General features: G+C 43.4%; 1 protein-coding gene. It reads right to left on the reverse strand.

Features of this window, described 5'->3' with window-relative positions; genetic code table 11:
• Positions 1-437 precede the first annotated feature (437 nt).
• The gene (locus ACM0OZ_RS49030; RefSeq protein WP_414590191.1) at positions 438-566 is read right to left on the reverse strand and encodes a hypothetical protein; all 129 of its coding nucleotides are present in this window, start codon (positions 564-566) and stop codon (positions 438-440) included.
• Positions 567-922: the final 356 nt, after the last annotated feature.

The following is a 922-nucleotide window of genomic DNA, read 5'->3' on the forward strand; positions in this document are numbered from 1 at the left end:
CCGGACATAACTGGTTAATAATTTGTTTTCATAACCAGTTATATTATCTGGTTATGTCTGCAATAACTAGTTACTCTCACGCTTATGTCTGCATAACTGGTTATATCATCTAGTTATGTCTGCAAGCTAACTGGTTGCAGCCTTATCAGCCAGAAAGTTTGTACAGCAAGAGTTTTAGCTTGCAAGCTTCTCGCGTCACTCCCATATCTGCTATCCTGTTACTTCGCTTTTCTTAACTAGTTATACTTTTCTGACTTTGAGCTTATAACTAGTTATTTTATTTAGTTAACTGGTTATATGAATTGACATGCTTTTTCATAACTAGTTATATAGGCTTCCTTGAGTTTTTGTAACCAGTTTTCCGTGACTCCCGCGTCCTCAAAGTTCGATAATCCCGAACACTTTGTAGCTTGACATTACAAATGTAATCGAGTAGGTTAACGCGCTTTTAGCCGTGCTTCTACTCTTGATAGCAAGATTTGAGAATTTTCGCGTATTTGCTTTAGGCGATCGCCAGCAGTCGGACACAACCCCAACACGAACTCTATACCAACCATTGCTGCCACAATACCAACTTTATCTACCCGTCGCCAGCCTCAATATATATAAGAGATATGGAATTACATGGCGATATATAGGATATTCCATATTATCGGGTATACTCCCGTAACTAGTAGATAGGGAACATGGCGACGGGAACCACCCAAGGAAACAACGCGCCACACGCGCCAGCAAGGAGCCTCTAGCAGTGCCTCTAGTATAATCCTTCATTCTAAGGGTATCGTGCGTTCTAGCCCTATTCTGAGGCTGGCGACGGCGACAAATGTGACATTGTAGTATAAAGCGAAGTAGGCTGGCGACGGACTAATGACTGGTGATTGGAGGCTGGCGACGGAGGCTGGCGACGGAGGCTGGCGACGGA

Source organism: Scytonema sp. PCC 10023 (assembly GCF_963920835.1).
In the GTDB taxonomy this organism is placed as follows: Bacteria; Cyanobacteriota; Cyanobacteriia; order Cyanobacteriales; family Nostocaceae; genus Kalymmatonema.